Annotated in this window: 15 protein-coding genes; 5 read left to right on the forward strand and 10 right to left on the reverse strand. The window is 71.8% G+C overall.

Translation table 11 applies throughout. The annotated features are described in order from the left end of the window. Positions 1 to 90 precede the first annotated feature (90 nt). Complete coding sequence (gene nrdR, locus ACMCNO_RS27865; RefSeq protein WP_412752410.1) at positions 91 to 630, reverse strand: transcriptional regulator NrdR; 540 nt, start codon at positions 628 to 630, stop codon at positions 91 to 93. A 295-nt stretch (positions 631 to 925) separates the two neighbouring features. Beyond that, positions 926 to 1,243, reverse strand: a complete 318-nt coding sequence (locus tag ACMCNO_RS27870; RefSeq protein ID WP_412752411.1) for a hypothetical protein — start codon at positions 1,241 to 1,243, stop codon at positions 926 to 928. 256 nt (positions 1,244 to 1,499) lie between these two features. Here ACMCNO_RS27870 and lexA point away from each other — a divergent pair, with 256 nt between their 5' ends. Beyond that, positions 1,500 to 2,291, forward strand: coding sequence for a transcriptional repressor LexA (gene lexA / locus ACMCNO_RS27875; protein WP_412752412.1), 792 nt, complete (start codon positions 1,500 to 1,502; stop codon positions 2,289 to 2,291). 30 nt (positions 2,292 to 2,321) lie between these two features. On the opposite strand, the gene ACMCNO_RS27880 is transcribed toward lexA, so the two are convergent. Both ACMCNO_RS27880 and hflX read right to left on the reverse strand, forming a co-directional pair. Then, entirely contained in the window at positions 2,322 to 4,034 is a 1,713-nt protein-coding gene (locus tag ACMCNO_RS27880) for a hypothetical protein (protein ID WP_412752413.1), read from the reverse strand. Between the two features lie 91 nt (positions 4,035 to 4,125). Next, positions 4,126 to 5,526, reverse strand: coding sequence for a GTPase HflX (hflX, locus tag ACMCNO_RS27885; protein WP_412752414.1), 1,401 nt, complete (start codon positions 5,524 to 5,526; stop codon positions 4,126 to 4,128). Positions 5,527 to 5,699: 173 nt separating this feature from the next. Here hflX and ACMCNO_RS27890 point away from each other — a divergent pair, with 173 nt between their 5' ends. Beyond that, positions 5,700 to 7,160, forward strand: a complete 1,461-nt coding sequence (locus ACMCNO_RS27890) for an NAD-dependent malic enzyme (protein WP_412752415.1) — start codon at positions 5,700 to 5,702, stop codon at positions 7,158 to 7,160. A 175-nt stretch (positions 7,161 to 7,335) separates the two neighbouring features. Beyond that, positions 7,336 to 8,601 (forward strand): ATP-binding protein, encoded by a 1,266-nt coding sequence (locus tag ACMCNO_RS27895; protein ID WP_412752416.1) that lies wholly within the window; start codon positions 7,336 to 7,338, stop codon positions 8,599 to 8,601. A 24-nt stretch (positions 8,602 to 8,625) separates the two neighbouring features. Here ACMCNO_RS27895 and ACMCNO_RS27900 read toward each other — a convergent pair whose 3' ends face one another. The 3 genes from ACMCNO_RS27900 to miaA are packed head-to-tail and all read right to left on the reverse strand — an operon-like array spanning position 8,626 to position 11,266. After that, positions 8,626 to 9,399: a glycerophosphodiester phosphodiesterase gene (locus tag ACMCNO_RS27900; protein ID WP_412752417.1), complete on the reverse strand. Its 774-nt coding sequence runs from the start codon at positions 9,397 to 9,399 to the stop codon at positions 8,626 to 8,628. After that, a complete protein-coding gene (dapF, locus tag ACMCNO_RS27905; RefSeq protein WP_412752418.1) occupies positions 9,399 to 10,313 on the reverse strand; it encodes a diaminopimelate epimerase in 915 nt (304 codons plus the stop codon). Before dapF ends, ACMCNO_RS27900 begins: the two co-directional genes overlap by 1 nt. An 8-nt stretch (positions 10,314 to 10,321) precedes the next feature. Further along, positions 10,322 to 11,266: a tRNA (adenosine(37)-N6)-dimethylallyltransferase MiaA gene (miaA, locus tag ACMCNO_RS27910; RefSeq protein WP_412752419.1), complete on the reverse strand. Its 945-nt coding sequence runs from the start codon at positions 11,264 to 11,266 to the stop codon at positions 10,322 to 10,324. 158 nt (positions 11,267 to 11,424) lie between these two features. Between miaA and ACMCNO_RS27915 the strand changes: the two genes are divergently transcribed. Further along, positions 11,425 to 12,633, forward strand: coding sequence for a DUF349 domain-containing protein (locus tag ACMCNO_RS27915; protein ID WP_412752420.1), 1,209 nt, complete (start codon positions 11,425 to 11,427; stop codon positions 12,631 to 12,633). A gap of 24 nt (positions 12,634 to 12,657) precedes the next feature. Here ACMCNO_RS27915 and ACMCNO_RS27920 read toward each other — a convergent pair whose 3' ends face one another. From ACMCNO_RS27920 to ACMCNO_RS27930, 3 genes are read right to left on the reverse strand one after another with little or no spacing between them, the layout of a single operon-like run. After that, entirely contained in the window at positions 12,658 to 14,106 is a 1,449-nt protein-coding gene (locus ACMCNO_RS27920) for a diguanylate cyclase domain-containing protein (RefSeq protein WP_412752421.1), read from the reverse strand. Between the two features lie 51 nt (positions 14,107 to 14,157). Then, on the reverse strand, positions 14,158 to 15,654 hold the full coding sequence (gene miaB, locus ACMCNO_RS27925) for a tRNA (N6-isopentenyl adenosine(37)-C2)-methylthiotransferase MiaB (protein WP_412752422.1): 1,497 nt from the start codon (positions 15,652 to 15,654) through the stop codon (positions 14,158 to 14,160). A gap of 50 nt (positions 15,655 to 15,704) precedes the next feature. Beyond that, positions 15,705 to 16,193, reverse strand: a complete 489-nt coding sequence (locus tag ACMCNO_RS27930; RefSeq protein ID WP_412752423.1) for a hypothetical protein — start codon at positions 16,191 to 16,193, stop codon at positions 15,705 to 15,707. Positions 16,194 to 16,325: 132 nt separating this feature from the next. Here ACMCNO_RS27930 and ACMCNO_RS27935 point away from each other — a divergent pair, with 132 nt between their 5' ends. Next, positions 16,326 to 17,069: an amino acid ABC transporter ATP-binding protein gene (locus ACMCNO_RS27935; RefSeq protein ID WP_412752424.1), complete on the forward strand. Its 744-nt coding sequence runs from the start codon at positions 16,326 to 16,328 to the stop codon at positions 17,067 to 17,069. Positions 17,070 to 17,090 lie beyond the last annotated feature (21 nt).

Genomic DNA, 17,090 nt, shown 5'->3' on the forward strand with positions numbered 1-17,090 from the left:
TCGTCGTGCCCCGCGGCTTGCCCGCCGCGACGCGCTGTGCGTTTCGTTCTTCAGGTCTTCCGTGCGGCCGGGCGACGGCCGCGTCACTGCTCAGTGCGGCGGGGCGACGGCCGCATCGCTGATCTTGGGCGGCCGACCGGCGGGCCGGGCCGCGACGGCGTGCCGGACGGCGGACTCGCGCGCCGTGGCGGCCTCGCGCAGGGCCACGATCTCCTTCTCGAACTCGTCGAGCGAGTCGAACGCCTTGTACACGCTGGCGAAACGCAGATAGGCGACCTGGTCCAGTTCCCGGAGCGGGCCGAGGATGGCCAGGCCGACATCGTGGCTGGGCACCTCGGCCGCGCCCTTGGCCCGGATCGTCTCCTCGACCTTCTGGGCCAGCAGCGCGATGGCGTCCTCGTCCACGGGACGACCCTGGCACGCCTTGCGCACCCCGCTCATGATTTTCGTACGGCTGAAGGGCTCTGTGACGCCGCTGCGCTTGACCACCGCCAGCACCGCCTCCTCAACCGTGGTGAACCGCTTGCCGCATTCGGGGCAGGACCGGCGACGGCGGATCAGCTGGCCGTCCTCGGCCTCGCGCGAGTCGACCACGCGGGAGTCCGCGTGCCGGCAGTACGGGCACCGCACCGCTGTCCTCCTGTCGCCGGGTATGGTCACCTGTCCCCAGACACGCCGAACAGCAGCACGGCCATGATCGAACTGGGCCCGCGCTGTGTTGAGCGTGCGGAGATGCCGGGGCCTCAAACCCCAACTTGTGGATGACTTACACCCTTGTAACTACTAGATGTTGGGGTCGACGTTAGGCCGATGCCGATGCCGACGCAAGTTCAACGGCGCGTCGACGCGCCAATATTTCCCGCACCATACGACCGGTGCGCCGTCGATTACGGGCCGCATCACCGGCGTCCGGTTTTCATCCCGTTCAGGCCGGTTTGCGGGGCTCACCGTGATCTACGACATAGGCCGGGGCAGCCGGTCGGACCGCCGGCGCGGCGTGCGACGCCGTGGAGAACAGCACCACGCTGGCGAGCGACGCCAGCGCCAGGAAGAACAGGAACACGACCACTTCGCCGCGGCGGGTCAGCCGCAACGGCGGCCGGTGCGGACCACCCGGCACCGCCACCGCTTGCCGCCTACGGCCGCCGACCATCGCCCCGCCGGTGACGACGCCTCCCGACATCACGCCTGACACCGCGCCGCGCGTCGCCACGCTGCCCGTCGCCACCCCGCTCAGCGCCATGTCACCGCCCCTTTCTCGTACGGGCGTTCGATCGAACGCCCGTACGATGGTGTACCAGACAGGTGTACGGAAGTCACGCCCGGATGGGCGACACGCCGCAATCGACGTCGTACAGATGTTTGAATATGACGGACCGCGCCGATACGGTTCTGCGACAAGAGGGGTCAGCCGGACGAACGCCCATCCCCACGGGCGTTCCCGGCTCCGCGACGCACCACGTGCCGACAGGCACTGGCCGACAGGAGGGCGGACGGACGTGTCGACCGACGACCGGACCAGCCGGCAGCACCAACCGGGCAGGAAGCCCGAGCCCACCAACACGGCGGCGGCCATCCGCCGTCGCACGCCGAGCCGGGCGCGTGGCGGCGAGCCGCAGCTTCGTGCCGTGACGCCGGTCAGCCAGTTCCCGGAGCAGGTCACCACCGAGCTGACCGCACGCCAGCGACGCATCCTCGAATTCATCCGCGACTGGGTGGAGCGGTACGGCTACCCGCCGAGCGTGCGCGAGATCGGCGAGGCGGTCGGGCTGGTGTCGCCGTCCAGCGTGGCGTATCAGCTGAAGGCCCTGGAGAACAAGGGTTTCCTCCGGCGCGACCCCAACCGTCCGCGCGCGGTCGACGTACGCACCCCCAGCGAGTTGACCGACGACGAGGCCCTGCGCTCGGCCCGCCCCGCCCCCGCCTACGTGCCGCTGGTCGGGCGGATCGCGGCCGGTGGCCCGATCCTGGCCGAGCAGGCGGTCGAGGACTTCTTCCCGCTGCCACGCGAGCTGGTCGGCGAGGGTGACGTCTTCATGCTGGAGGTCAAGGGCGACTCGATGATCGACGCCGCCATCTGCAACGGGGACTGGGTCGTCGTGCGCCAGCAGCCCACCGCCAACGCGGGCGACATCGTGGCCGCGATGATCGACGGCGAGGCGACCGTCAAGAGCTACCGCCAGCGGGACGGCCACGTCTGGCTGATGCCGGCGAATCCGGCGTTCGACCCGATTCCCGGCGACGACGCGACCATCATGGGGCGCGTCGTCGCGGTGCTGCGCCGGGTCTGAGGGTCGCGGTGCCGGGTGGGCGGGCGGCGGTCAGCGTCCGTAACCGGGCGGGTCGTACTGAGGGCCCCCGCCCCGCCGGTCGTCGTCCGGCCCGTCGCCGCCGAACCAGCCGTTCGGCAGCGGGTTGTCGCCGGGGCGGCCGCCCGGTGGCGGCGACGCCGGAGGCGCACCGTACACGCCGCCGCCAGGGCGGCCAGGCTGGCCGGCACCCGGCCCGGGGCGACCGGGGGGTGACGTCGGCCGGCCCGTTGGCGGCATCGGGCGTCCACCGGGCGGCACAGGCCGCCCGCCCGCGGGGGGGCGAGCGGGAGGCTGTCCGGGACGGCCCTGGGCCGGGCCGGGATGGCCACCCGGCGGATGGCCACCCGGCGCTCCCCCGCCCCGGGGGCCGCCGGAGGGTCCGTTCGACGGTGGCCCGCTCGTCGGGCCACCGGTGTAGACGCCGCCGCGCGGCGGCGCCGAGGGACGGGACTGGGCACCGTACACCCCGCCGGGTGGTGGGCCGCCCCGGTTGGCGCCGTACACGGGTCCGGCGCCGGGCGGCCGGGCGCCCATCGGTGTCGCCGCCGGGCCGCCGACCGACAGCAGCTCCGTCTCCGCGTCGGTGGGCTTGGGAGCGGCGGTCGCGGTGGCCGGCGAGACCGGTTCGAGCGCCGACTTCTTGCGCGAACGCATGATGCCGGTGACCCCCAGGCCAACGAGCAGGGCACCGAGCACCCCGACGCCGCCCACCAGGTACGTGAGGTCCTGCAGGCTGATGTCGGAGTACCAGGCCGGGCTCGCGCCGTCCGGGGCGGCCTTCGCCTTCTCGGCCGCGGTGGCGACCTCGGTGGCCGGGGTGTAGCGCAGCAGGTAGTTGGCCGTGTCCGCGGTCGTGACCTGGCCCATGTCGGACACGGTGACGTACGACTTGCCGTCCGGGGCGTATGTGATCGACTCACCGAACGGCTCGTTCGGCAGCGGCGTCTGGCGTGGGGTGCCCTTCATCGCGGACACCACGTCGCCGCCCTTGACGTCCCATTCGAAGGCGTCCGCGTACGTGCGGATGACGACCTTGGTGCCGTCGGGCGAAACCGCGGCACCGGTGACGACCAACCGTCCGACCGGACCCAGCGGGTTGGCCGTGGTGGACGACGGGAGGGTGACCTCACCCACCCGGCGCAGCGGCACCCCGTCGGCGGAGTCGGCCTTGAGCGCGGCGGCGGGCTTGTAGAGCCCGGCCTTGCCGGGGTCCTTGGTCACCACGACCGGGATTCCGTCGCCGTCGACGAACAACCCCTCCGCGTCGTGCGCGCCGTCGGGGTACTTCAGGCGGTACAGCGTGGGGCTCTTCGCTCCGGTCGCGGGCATCTTCCAGAGCGCGATGGTGGGGCGCTTCCTGCCGTTGTCGCCGATGTCGCCGATCCACAGCGTCTTGCGGTCCCCGGAGAGCGCCATGTCCTCGGTGTCGAGGGGGCCTTTGCCCGAGTACGGAACGGCATTGGTGACCTTGCACGTCTGGTCGAGGTAGAAGACCTTCTTCTGGTCGTCGCGGTCCGTGCTGTCGTTGACCGTGATGAAGCCGTTCGTCGTCGCCACCAGGCCGGACAGCTCGGTCAGCCGCGTGTCCTCGATCTTGCATTGCTTCTTTCCGGGCACCGCCTTCACGTCGGCGGCCACCGGGGCCGGCACGGCGTGGGCGCTGCCCGCACCGACCATGACCAGGCCACCAGCCACCATGATCGAGAACACGAGACGCCGCATCGGACCAGTGTCGCATGCGGCGCCCCGTGCTGGCGTTTCGTGTGGATCAGCCCAGGTGCCCACGCCTGTCGTGTCCGTTATGCCCGAATGATCAGGCCCGGTATTGTGCCAGTTCGGCCGCCAGCTGCTCGTCGACCCGGACCCGCAGCTCCGTGCCCGCCTCGGTGTGCCGCGTGCCCAGTACCTGCCCGTTGCGGTGGATCCGGGCCGCCAGGTCCCCCCGGTCGTACGGCAGCACGACCCGCAGGTCCACCGCGGGCCGCGGCAACCGGTGCGCGATCGCCGCCCGCAGGTCCTCGATCCCGACCCCGGTACGCGCCGAGACGAAGACCGCGTCGGGCCAGATCCGCTTGAGGCGCAACAGCGCCTCCTCGTCCGCCGCGTCGACCTTGTTGACCACGAGCAGCTCGGGGATCCGGTCGGCACCCACCTCGCTCAGCACCTCACGGACCGCCACCACCTGACCCTCCGGATCCGGGTCGGCGCCGTCGACGACGTGCACCACCAGGTCGGCGTACGCCACCTCCTCCAGCGTCGAGCGGAACGCCTCGACGATCTGGTGCGGCAGGTGCCGGACGAAGCCCACCGTGTCGGACAGGGTGTAGACCCGCCCGTCCTCGGCGGCCGCCCGGCGGGTGGTCGGGTCCAGCGTGGCGAACAGCGCGTTCTCCACCAGCACACCGGCCTGAGTCAGCCGGTTCAGCAGGCTCGACTTGCCCGCGTTCGTGTAGCCCGCGATCGCCACGGCGGGCACCCCCGCCTGGGAACGGCGCGAGCGCTTGGTCTGCCGTACGGTGCGCATGCTCTTGATCTCGCGCCGCAGCTTGGCGATGCGGTGGTTGATCCGGCGCCGGTCGGTCTCCAGCTTCGTCTCACCGGGACCGCGCAGGCCCACGCCACCGCCCGCGCCGCCGCCCCGGCCGGAGCCGCCGGACTGCCGGGACAGGGTCTCGCCCCAGCCGCGCAGGCGCGGCAGCAGGTACTGCAGCTGGGCCAGCTCGACCTGGGCCTTACCCTCGCGACTCTTGGCGTGCTGGGCGAAGATGTCCAGAATCAGCGCGGTCCGGTCGACCACCTTGACCTTGGTCTGCTGCTCCAGGTTGCGCAGTTGCGACGGAGACAGCTCGCCGTCGCAGATCACGGTGTCGGCGCCGGTCGACACGACGATGTCGCGCAGCTCGTCGACCTTGCCGCGACCGATGAAGGTGGCCGCGTCGGGGCGGCTGCGCCGCTGGATGAGGCCCTCGAGTACCTGCGAACCGGCGGTCTCGGCCAGCGCGGCGAGCTCGGTCAGCGAGTTGTCCGCGTCGGCGGCGCTGCCCTCGGTCCAGACCCCCACCAGGACGACCCGCTCCAGACGCAGCTGCCGGTACTCGACCTCGGTGATGTCGGTGAGCTCGGTGGAAAGGCCGGCTACCCGCCGCAGCGAGTGCCGTTCCTCCAGTTCCAGCTCGCCCGTGGTGACCTCGGGTTCGAAAAGCTCGGTTCGCAAAAGGGTGACCTCCTCGGCCCGATGGTGTCACGCCGTGCGTCGAGGCGCATCCACATATCGGGGCCGAGCGTTGTCGATGGGTGTCTGACTCCTCGGTAACTACCGAATTGGCCGGCAGTTTTCCGCAAGCGCAACAATGCCAGGATGTACCCGCCAACGCCGGAGGGAAAACCGTGCTGACCACCCGCCTGCCCAGCGCAGGATTCTCGATCACGATCCGCATCGCCGTGACCGCCGACGCGTCCTCGATCGGCCGGCTCACCACCTGCGTCGGCGAGGCCGGCGCGATCGTGACCGCGCTGGACGTGGTGGACTCCGACCCCACCCGGGTGCTCGTCGACCTCACCTGCGACACGGCCGACTCCGGTCACGCCGACCAGGTCGTCAAGACGCTGGAGGATCTCGACGGCGTCGACGTCCGCAAGGTCTCCGACCGGACGTTCCTGCTGCACCTCGGCGGCAAGATCGAAGTGTCCTCGAAGGTCGCGCTGCGCAACCGCGACGAGCTGTCCCGGGCGTACACCCCGGGCGTGGCGCGGGTGTGCATGGCCATCGCGGAGAACCCGGCCGACGCGCGTCGGCTCACCATCAAGCGCAACACGGTCGCCGTGGTCAGCGACGGCTCCGCCGTACTCGGGCTGGGCAACATCGGACCGGCCGCCGCGATGCCGGTGATGGAGGGCAAGGCGGCGCTGTTCAAGCGGTTCGGCGGGGTGGACGCGTGGCCGGTGGTGCTGGACACCCAGGACACCGACGAGATCGTGCAGATCGTCAAGGCGATCGCCCCGGCGTACGGGGGGATCAATCTGGAGGACATCGCGGCGCCGCGGTGCTTCGAGATCGAGATGCGGCTGCGCGAGGCGCTGGACATCCCGGTCTTCCACGACGACCAGCACGGCACCGCCATCTGCGTGCTGGCCGCGCTGACCAACGCGCTGCGCGTCGTGGGCAAGCGGCTCGCGGACGTCAAGGTGGTCGTCTCCGGGGCCGGGGCAGCGGGTACGGCGATCATGAAGCTGCTGCTGCGCCAGGGCGTCGGCGACATCATCGCGTACGACCGGCTGGGTGCCCTGCACCGCGGCATGCCCGACCTGACGCCGACCTGGCAATGGCTGGCCGAGCACACCAACCGGGACGGCTACGCGGGCGACCTGCCCGGGGCGATCGCGGGCGCGGACGTGTTCATCGGGGTCAGCGCGCCGAACCTGCTCACCGGCGACGACATCGCCAAGATGGCCGACCGGTCGATCGTGTTCGCGCTGGCCAACCCCGACCCGGAGGTGGACCCGCGGGCCGCCCGGCGGCACGCGGCCGTGGTGGCGACCGGCCGCTCCGACCAGCCCAACCAGATCAACAACGTGCTGGCGTTTCCGGGCGTCTTCCGGGGCATGCTCGACGTCAGCGCCGAGGAGTTCACCGAGGAGATGGCGTTGGCCGCCGCCCGGGCGATCGCCGACGTGGTGGGCGAGGACAAGCTCAACCCCACCGTGATCATCCCGAGCGTCTTCGACGCGCGGGTCACCCCGGCGGTGGCGGCGGCGATCCGGGCCACCGTCAAGGGACACCCGATCCCCACCGGACCCGGGGCTCTGCCGACCGAAGACCTCGACGGCGCCCCCGCGGAGGCGTTCTGACCCCGGCGCGCGTGCCGTTCGGCCGCTCCGCCGCCGCGTCGGGTGCCGCCGCATTCCTGGCGCGAGTCGAACGCGGTGGCGCCGCAGATCGAACACGCACCTGACGCGAATCGAACATGACGTCGCCGCAAATCGAACGCGCCGCCGTCGCAGATCGAAAGCCACCGTGGCTAGGATGACTCACGTGCCTCAGCCCGGGTTGCTTCCTCGACGCGCCGCCGCGCAGGTGGGCGCCGCGCTGTCCGACACCCGGGTGGTGCTGATCAGCGGTCCGCGTCAGGCCGGCAAGAGCACCCTCGTCCGGATGGTGGCCGGAGACCGTCTCGGCGAGCGCCGGGATCTCGACCGGCCACAGGATCGGGCAGCTGCACTCAGCGATCCGGTGGGCTTCGTCGAGTCCCCGGGGCTGCTGGTGATCGACGAGATTCAGCGCGCTCCGGAGCTGCTGCTGGCCATCAAGTCCTCCGTCGATGACGATCCCCGCCCCGGCCGCTATCTGCTGACCGGCTCGTCGCGGTTGTTCGGGATGATTGCCGCACCGGACGCCCTCCCCGGCCGGATGGAAACCGTCGAGCTGTGGCCGTTCTCCCAAGGGGAGATCGACGGGGAGTCCGACGGATTCATCGACGCTGTGTTCCGCACCGGCCCGGGCCTGCGGCACGAGTCGGCCGTGTCGCGCGGCGACTATGCCGCCAGGATCGTGCGGGGCGGCCTGCCGGAGGCGGTGTCCCGGACGGACGGCCGCCGCCGTGGGCGGTTCTTCGACAGCTATGTCCAGGCGCTCATCGACCGCGACGTCCGGCAGCTCTCGGACATTCAACACAAAGGCCAGCTCCGTACGTTGATCCGCCTGCTGGCCGCCCGATCCGGGACCATCATCGCGGCGGGGGCTCTCGAATCCGCCCTCGGTCTGAGCCGGCCCACGATCGCGCGATACCTGCAGGCACTCGACGAGATCTTCCTCGTCAAGCGGATCCCGGGGTGGTCTCGCAACTTGGGCACCCGTGCCACGGCGACACCGAAGCTGATCTTCGTCGACTCTGGCATCGCCGCACACGAACTCTCGCTCGACGCCAGAGCGCTGCTACGACCCGGCGCGCCGTTCGGCCCGCTGCTGGAGTCCTTCGTCCTGTCCGAGCTGGCCCGGCAGCTGAGCTGGTCGAACCAACTCGCGAATCTCTACCACTATCGCGATCACAGCAAGTTCGAAGTCGACGCCGTCCTGGAGAACCGACACGGGCACGTGGTCGGCATCGAGGTGAAGGCTGCGTCGACGGTGGGACCAGACGACTTCCGGGGCCTGCGGCGGCTGGCCGACCGGCTCGGCGACGACTTCATCGCCGGCATCGTGCTCTACACCGGCGCATCCACTCTCCCCTTCGGCACGAGGTTGCGGGCGATGCCGGTCAGCGCGCTCTGGGAGGTGGCGGCGTCCCGGTGACCGGATCGCAGCGCGGACCGGTACTCAGCCCGCAGTCAGATCCGGCCCGGCGCGGGCCGCGGACCAGCCGGTCAGCTCGCCCACCCGGTCGGTGATCAGGCCGGCGACCCCGGCCGCGACCAGGTCGGGCCAGCCTGAGAGGTCGTTGGCCGTCCACGGCATGACCGCGATCCCCACATCGGCCAGACCGGCCACCGTTTCGGGCTCGGCGAGAACGGCGGCCACGGACGGGTTGCAGAACACCACGCCCAGCTCCTTGGCGACCGTAACCTGATCGGCGTCGAACGGCTCACGCAGCAGCCCGCGGCGCACGTCGGGCGCGGCCTCACCGGCGCGGCGCACGACCTCCTTGTCGAAGCTCTGCACGACCGTACGGGCCAGCAGGCCCCGCTCGGCGACAAGGTCGAGGATGGCGCGGACCTGGTCCAGGGACGCGGGCGGCTTGATCTCCAGGAGCAGCTCCACGCCACCACCGGTCTCCGCCGCGTGCGGGCGCAGCAGGTCGAGGGCCTGCGCCAGGGTCGGCACGGGGGTGCCCGCGTACGCCGGGGAGAACCAGGAGCCCGCGTCCAGGGCGGTGAGCTCGGCGGCGGTCAGCTCCCAGACGAAACCGGTGCCGGTCGTGGTGCGCTCGAGCGTGCGGTCGTGGATCACCACGGGCACGCCGTCCGCGCTGGTGCGGACGTCGAACTCGATGAACGTGGCCCCGGCCAGCACCCCGGCGGCGAGCGCGGGCAGGGTGTTCTCGGGGGCGACGGCGGAATACCCCCGGTGCGCCACCCGGTGCGGCGCCGCCATCAGCGCTGGGCCGCCGGGCCGCCCACGGCCGGGGAGACGGGCGCGTCCGCCAGGCCGGCGTCGTAGCGGATGCCCAGGGCCGCCGGGTCCACCTCGCCCGAGGCGACCAGCACGGCCGGACCGGTCAGCCACCAGCGGCCCTGCTCGTCGGCGGTTACGGTCAGCCGCCCGCCGGGCAGTTCCACGGCCACCACGCCGGTGTCCCGGCCCGCGTCCCGCAACGCCATCGCGCCCACGGCCAGCGCCCCGGACCCGCAGGACTGGGTCTCGCCGGAACCGCGCTCGTACACCCGCATGCGCACGTGCAGGTCGGCGCCGGCCAGGGGCTCGGCCGCCGCGACGAACTCGACGTTGGTGCCGCCGGGGAAAACGCCCGCGTCGAAGGCCGGGGCCACGGTCAGGTCCAAGCCGTCCAGTGGAACCCCGTCGTGCAGCGCGCAGACCAGGTGCGGGTTGCCGCAGTCCACGGCCACCCCGGGCACGGTCAGCGCGCCCACGGACGCGGTGCTCGCCGCGTACACCCGGGGGGTGGTCATGTGGACGCTGATCTCGTCCGGGCCGACCTGCGCGCGCACGACGCCGGCCCGGGTGGCCACCGGCAGGCCGTCCGGGCCCGGCGTGGCCAGGCCGCTGGCCACCAGGTAGCGGGTGAAGACGCGAACCCCGTTGCCGCACATCTCGGCGAACGAGCCGTCGGCGTTCCAGTAGTCCATGAACCAGTCGGCGTCGGCGGCCATCCCGGCGGCCTCGGGGTGCTTGGCGGTGCGCACGACGCGCAGCACGCCGTCCGCGCCGATCCCGCGGTGCCGGTCGCACAGCGCGGCGACCAGCTCGGGCGTCAGGTCCTGCGCCCCGTCGGGGTCGGGCAGGATCACGAAGTCGTTGCCGGTGCCGTGGCCTTTGGTGAACAACACGCGGTCCATCATCGCGCAGGCGCGGCGAGGGCGGCCATCGCGGTCTCGCCGAGGGTGTCCGACGCCGCGTCGAGCCAGTGCACGCGCGGATCCCGGCGGAACCAGGACCGCTGGCGGCGCACGAAGCGGCGGGTCGCCTGGATCGTCTCCAGTTGGGCCTGCTCCTCGGTGAACGCCCCGTCGAGCTGGGCCAGCGCCTGCTGATAGCCGAGCGCCCGGCCGGCCGTACGGCCCTCGCGCAGGCCCTGGCCGGCCAGGTCGCGGACCTCGTCGAGCAGGCCCGACGCCCACATCAGCCGAACCCGCTCGGCGATGCGGGCGTCCAGCTCGGCGGTGTCGCGGTCGACGCCGAGCTGAACGCAGTCGTAGTACGGCACCGGGTCCGGCAGCGCCGCGGTGAACGGGGCGCCGGTCAGCTCGATCACCTCCAGCGCCCGGACGATGCGCCGCCCGTTGCTGGGCAGGATCCGCTCGGCGGCGGCCGCGTCGAGCGCGGCCAGCCGCCGGTGCAGCTCGCCGGGACCGGTGTCGGCGAGCTCGGCCTCCAGCCGGGCCCGGATCGCCGGGTCGGTACCGGGGAAGGTGAACTCTTCGAGAACGGCGCGGACGTACAGGCCGGAGCCGCCGACCAGCAGGGGCACCCGGCCGCGGGCGAGGATGTCGTCGACCGCCGCCCGGGCCAGCCGCTGGTACTCGGCGACGCTGGCCGGCTCGGTCACGTCCCAGATGTCCAGCAGGTGGTGCGGCACGCCGGCGCGCTCGGCGGCGCTCAGTTTGGCCGTACCGATGTCCATGCCGCGGTAGAGCTGCATGGAGTCGGCGTTGACCACCTCGCCGTCCAGCTCGCGGGCCAGGGCGATGCTCAGCGCCGACTTGCCGGCGGCGGTGGGTCCGACGACGGCGACGACCCGCGGAATGGGAAACAACGGCACGCCGCCACCGTAGGACACCATATGGTCACGGTCATCCGAGGGCGCTTCCCCGGAACCGGGTTGGACCTGTGACAATGCGCGAGAAAGAATGCCGATGGAAGGTTTGGCGTTCAACTGCGCTATGGCGGTGGTTGTCCGGCATGCGGGCCGGGCGGCGCCGGGAGAATGAGGTTGAGCTCATGAACGACTGGACGGCTTTCGGGCGCGTGGATGCCGACGGCACCGTGTACGTGAAGACCGCCGAGGGCGACCGGGTGGTCGGCTCGTGGCAGGCGGGCACCCCGGAGGAGGGGCTGGCCCACTTCGCCCGCCGCTTCGCCGACCTGGTCACCGAGGTCGACCTCATCGAGGCCCGGCTCAATTCGGGCGCGGCCGACGCGGCCCACTCGCTGAGCAGCGTCAAGCGCCTGCGCGCCACCCTGGACGAGGCCCACGTGGTCGGCGACGTCGAAGGGCTCGCCGCCCGGCTGGACCGGCTCGCCGCCCTCGCCGAGGAGAAGGCCGGGGAGGCCCGGGCGGCCCGGGAGGTCGCCCGTACCGAGGCGCTGGCCCGCAAGACCGCCCTGGTCGAGGAGGCGGAGACGATCGCGGCCGAGTCCACCGGCTGGAAGTCCGCCGGTGACCGGCTCAAGGAGATCCTCGACGAGTGGAAGACCATCCGCGGGGTCGACAAGAAGACCGACGGCGAGCTGTGGAAGCGCTTCGCCGCGGCCCGCGACGGCTTCACCCGCCGCCGGGGTGCCCACTTCGCGACGCTGGACGGCCAGCGCAAGCAGGCCCAGGGCGCCAAGGAGGAGCTGGTCAAGGAGGCGGAAAGCCTCGCCGACTCGTCCGACTGGGGGCCCACCGCGGCCCGGCTCAAGGATCTGATGGCCGAGTGGAAGGCCGCCCCGCGCGCCGCGAAGGAAGCGGAGCAGCGCCTGTGGGAACGGTTCCGGGCGGCTCAGGACGCGTTCTTCACCCGCCGCAGTGAGGTCTTCTCCGCCCGCGACGCGGAGTACAAGGGCAACCTGGAGCGCAAGCAGGCCATCCTCGCCGAGCTCGAAGCGGTCGACGTGGACGCCGACCCGCGCGCCGCACAGAACAAGCTGCGTGACGCCCAGGCCGCGTGGCACGACGCGGGCCGGGTGCCGCGGGAGTCCTCCGCGAGCCTGGACCGCCGGTGGCGGGCCGCGGAGGAGAAGATCCGGGTCGCCATGGACTCGGCGTGGCGCAAGACGTCGCCGCAGGACAACCCGCTGCTGCAGCAGATGCGCGAGCAGGTCGCGGAGGCGGAGCAGCGGCTGGCCCGGGCCCAGGCCGCGGGCGACAACCGGCGCATCAAGGAGGCCGAGCAGGCCCTGGCGTCCAAGCGGCAGTTCCTGGCCCTGGCGGAGCAGGCCAGCTGATCCCGGGCGCGGTCAGCGAGGGCGTCAGGCGGCCGCGAGGCTGAGTTCGCCGAGCGCCTTCGACTGCTTGGCTTCATACATGGCCAGGTCGGCGCGCCCGATCAGGTCGTCGGTGGTGCTGCTGCGTTCGGCGAAGGCCACCCCGACGCTGATGCCGATCTGTACGGTCTGCCCCGCCACGGTGATCGGCCGCCGCAGCATCGTGCGGATCCGTTCGCACACCGCGTTGACGGCGGCCTGCGAGTCGGCGGCCTCGCACACGATCACGAACTCGTCGCCGCCGAACCGGCTCACCAGGTCGGTGTCGCGGACGCAACCGCGCAGCCGCTCGGCCACCGCCACCAGCAGTTGATCGCCGGCGGCGTGGCCGAGCCGGTCGTTGACGGGCTTGAAGCCGTCGAGGTCGCAGAAGAGCACCGCCAGCCTCGGGGTGGCGTCCGGGCAACTGGGCAGGGGCGCGGCCAGCGCCGCGGTGATCCGTTCGAGGCAGGCGGTGCGGTTCGGCAGCCCGGTGAGGCTGTCGTGCACCGCCGCCCGGCGCAACGCCTGCTCCGCGTGTCTGCGCTGGGCCGACAGCGCCGCGATGCGCACCATGACCAGCGGGACGACCAGCGCGGAGCCGATCGCCAGCAGTACACCGTCGGTGGGCAGGCCGAACAGTGCCCGGCCGCCGCCGACCATCGGGATGAGGGCCATCATCGCGCCGAGGAACGTGAGCCGCCCCGGCGTCAGGTCGTCCTCTGGGGCCGGGGTGAGCCGGGTGGCCAGCGCGGCCGAGGGGTGCACCGCGGCTGCGGTCAGCGCCGAGTACGCGACGAGGAACGGCAGGTTGGTCCAGTCCGGGCGGACCCCGGCCGCGTCGGAGACCAGGGCGCTCGTCACGTTCGCGATCAGGGTGGCCCCGGACGCGACGCCGAACAGCCAGACGGTGACGAGACGCTCCGGGGCGGCCCGGGCGACCCGCAGCAATGCGCCGAACGTGCCCAGGGTGATGAAGATGTTGACGAACACGGCCATCTGCCGCGGCTGGGACATGCCCATGTCGTTGAAGTGCGGCAGCAGTACCACGTCCCACAGCAGGCCGCCGACCGCCAGCGAGGTGAGTGCCGCGTCGGCCATACCGCCGACATCGCGCCGTCCCCGCCGCACGATGATCGTCAGGGCGGCGGCGAACACGAGCACGTTCGCCACGCTGAACAGCAGGTCCGCGAGCGTCCCGTCGGCCGTCGCCCGGTGCTGGAAGTAGACGTACCAGACGTACAGGACATTCCCGACGTTGTACACCAGCAGCGCGGCCAGCAGCACAAACCACGGCGCCCGGCCGCTGCCCGAACTACGCCGGAGTCCGATGATCGTGGCCGGGACCGCCGCCAGCGTGATCAGCAGGAACGGAACCCACCGCAGATCAGCCGGGAACGCGAGGTACGCCGCAGTCAGGCCGAACGAGGCCGCGGCGTACCACCGGAACGTCATGCCTGCCCGGTCGGTGTGCCGCGGCGGGAATTGAGGATTTCGGTCCTGTGATCAACGCCCGCAGGCGCTGTCGGCGGGCGCGGCCGACGGCTCCGGCACGCCGATGGTCGGCAACCCGAGAACCACCCCCGGGGTACGCGGGGTCCGCCCGACCTCGAACGCGTCCCCGGCCCGGGTACGGCGGTGCGCCACCGGGGCGCCGTCCGCGTTGAGGTGGTGCGGGGCCGCGTACGTGATCTCGGTGTGCACGATGTCGCCCGGCCGGATGCCGGTCATCCCGCCCGTGGCGAAGTGCACCAGCCGCCCGTCGCGGGCCCGGCCGGACATCCGGCCCGTACGCTCGTCCTTGCGCCCCTCACCGACCGCGACCAGCACCTCGACCGTGCGCCCGACCTGCCGCTTGTTCTCCGCCCAGGTGATGTCCTCGAGCGTGGCGATGAGCCGCTCGTAGCGTTCCTGCACGACCTGCTTGGGCAGCTGGTCGGCCATGGTGGCGGCCGGGGTGCCGGGCCGCTTGCTGTACTGGAACGTGAACGCGCTGGCGAAGCGGGCCGCCCGGACCACCTCGAGGGTCTGCTCGAAATCCGCGTCGGTCTCGCCGGGGAAGCCGACGATGATGTCCGTGGTGATCGCGGCGTCCGGCATCGCAGCGCGCACCTTCTCGATGATGCCCAGGTACTTCTCCGCCCGGTAGCTGCGGCGCATCGCCTTGAGCAGCTGGTCGGAGCCGGACTGCAGCGGCATGTGCAGCGAGTGGCAGACGTTCGGGGTCTCGGCCATCGCGGCGATCACGTCGTCGGTGAAGTCCTTCGGGTGCGGGCTGGTGAACCGGACCCGCTCCAGGCCGTCGACCTCGCCGCAGGCGCGCAGCAGCTTGCCGAAGGCCAGCCGGTCGCCGAACTCCACGCCGTACGAGTTGACGTTCTGGCCGAGCAGGGTGACCTCGAGCACCCCCTCGGCGACCAGCGCGCGGACCTCGGCGAGCACGTCGCCCGGGCGGCGGTCCTTCTCCTTGCCGCGCAGCGCCGGCACGATGCAGAACGTGCAGGTGTTGTTGCAGCCCACGGAGATCGACACCCAGCCGGCGTAGCTCGACTCGCGCCGGGTCGGCAGCGTGGAGGGGAACACCTCCAGCGACTCGAGGATCTCCACCTCGGCCGCGGCGTTGTGCCGGGCGCGCTCCAACAGCGCGGGCAGCGACCCGATGTTGTGCGTACCGAACACGACGTCGACCCACGGGGCGCGTTTGACGATGTCGCCGCGGTCCTTCTGGGCCAGGCAACCGCCGACCGCGATCTGCATGTCCGGTTTTGCGAGCTTCGTGGGGCGCAGGTGGCCCAGGTTGCCGTACAGGCGGTTGTCCGCGTTCTCGCGTACCGCGCAGGTGTTGAAGACGACCACGTCGGCGGCGTCGGCGTCGGCGGCGCGCACGTAGCCCGCCTCCTCCAGCAGACCGGCGATCCGCTCGGAGTCGTGCACGTTCATCTGGCACCCGTACGTGCGCACGTCGTACGTCCGGGCCTGCGGGGTCTGGGCTGCGATAGTCATGGCAGTCAACCAGGGTAGTCCCTGCCGCGCCGCTCCGGCCGGGCGGCAGGTTACGCCGCCGCAGGGTGCCCCGGGGTGGGTTTCGGGGCGAAGTGGGAGGTGTCGCAGCCCGGCGCCGGTCCGCACGCCGGGTCGGTGCCGGTGCACGGGCGGGCGTGGCGGCGCTCCGTGCCGTCATCCGTCTCGATCTCGTCGAGGTGCACCGGGGTCAGCGCGCCGTTCGGTTCGGCCCGGACGTACCGGGTGGGGTTGAGCGTGTCGTCGGGCAGCAGGATGTCGGCGCCGAGCCGGACCGCGACCGCGCTGGCGGCCGCCGCCTCGTCGACGTCGCCCGGGGCGCAGAAGCAGTCGATCAGGGTCGGGAAGTCGCCGCCGACGTACCAGACGTCGCAGAGCACCGCTCCGTCCGCGGGCGCGTCGAGCGTGGTGACCGGCCGCCGCAGCACCCCGGCCAGCGCCGCCCGGACCGAGGCCGCCGGGAGGCGCCCGGCGGCGCACCAGTTCCACAACCCGCCAGCCAGCTCGGCCAGTTCGCCCATTCTCCGACGCTCCCTTCCGGGTGTGGCAACCCTGGAGTTACCGCTCCGTGACTATTCTCGGTCGGATCCGAGATCGCTGCGCCCATACAGTGGACCAGTCGACAGAACCAACGACGGGATGGTGGTCCGACCGTGACTGACGAGCCGCTCATCGTGCTCGAGAAGGTCAACAAGTGGTTCGGCCCGCTGCACGTGCTGCAGGATGTGGATCTTTCTGTGCACCGCGGCGAGGTCGTGGTCGTGATCGGACCGTCCGGTTCGGGCAAGTCCACGCTGTGCCGCGCGATCAACCGCTTGGAGCCGATCAACTCGGGGACGATCACCTTCGACGGCCAGCAACTGCCCGCGGAGGGCCGCGCCCTCGCCCGGCTGCGCAGCGAGGTCGGCATGGTGTTCCAGTCGTTCAACCTCTTCGCCCACAAGACCATCCTGCAGAACGTGATGCTGGGACCGGTCAAGGTCCGCAAAGAAAACCCCGCAGCGGTACGCGACCGCGCGCTCGCCCTGCTCGAACGGGTGGGCATCGCCAGTCAAGCCGAAAAGTACCCCGCCCAGCTCTCCGGCGGCCAGCAGCAGCGGGTGGCGATCGCCCGCGCGCTGGCCATGCAGCCCAAGGCCCTGCTCTTCGACGAGCCGACCAGCGCGCTCGACCCGGAGATGGTCGGCGAGGTGCTCGACGTCATGACCGCACTGGCGCGCGAGGGCATGACCATGGTCGTGGTCACCCACGAGATGGGCTTCGCCCGGCACGCGGCGAAGCGGGTCGTCTTCATGGCCGACGGTCAGATCGTCGAACAGGCCGAACCCGCCGAATTCTTCGCCCACCCGCGCAGCGACCGGGCCAAGGACTTCCTGTCCAAGATCTTGACGCACTGAGCGTCTACTCAGGAGCCGCTC

Source organism: Krasilnikovia sp. M28-CT-15, from assembly GCF_047159595.1.
GTDB lineage: Bacteria > Actinomycetota > Actinomycetes > Mycobacteriales > Micromonosporaceae > Actinoplanes.